We start from the raw sequence: 494 nt of genomic DNA on the forward strand, positions 1-494 counted from the left end.
TTTTTCACCTGTTGTAATGGTTGCCGCTGTAATAATTCGTTCATCACTCATCGCAATATGCGTTTTGTAGCCAAAGAAAGACGAGTCGACTGATTTATGACCAACACGTGCCTCTGTATCTGCCGAATATTGGAGGTGATGTTGATAGTCACCCACGATTTCCTTTAATGTATTGAGACGTTCTTTCACAGCTGGTACTTGAGCTAGCTGTGGTTCTTTTTCAATCACTTCAATGACTTTTTCACAGTAGACTAACTCATCTGTTACTTCGTTAGAAGTTGTTTTTTTAGGAAATTTTTCTTTCATGGATTCATCGATTTTATAGACAGCTTTTCGGACATTCTTTGATTTTTCTTGTAGGAATTCTTTTGGTGACTTTTGATTGTAACGTGCTTTTGTATGCGTGGCGTCCACAATAATGGTATTACTTTTAATGAGTTTCTTTTCAAGTGCGATTTCAACCGTTTTTCCAATTAACAAGTCTAATAAACCGA

Annotated in this window: 1 pseudogene; it reads right to left on the reverse strand. The window is 36.6% G+C overall.

Annotated features, from left to right (window positions below):
• Positions 1-494 (reverse strand): annotated as a pseudogene (locus JFL43_RS22165) (IS5/IS1182 family transposase); the annotation flags it as partial.

This window comes from Viridibacillus soli (assembly GCF_016612995.1).
Lineage (GTDB): Bacteria > Bacillota > Bacilli > Bacillales_A > Planococcaceae > Viridibacillus > Viridibacillus soli.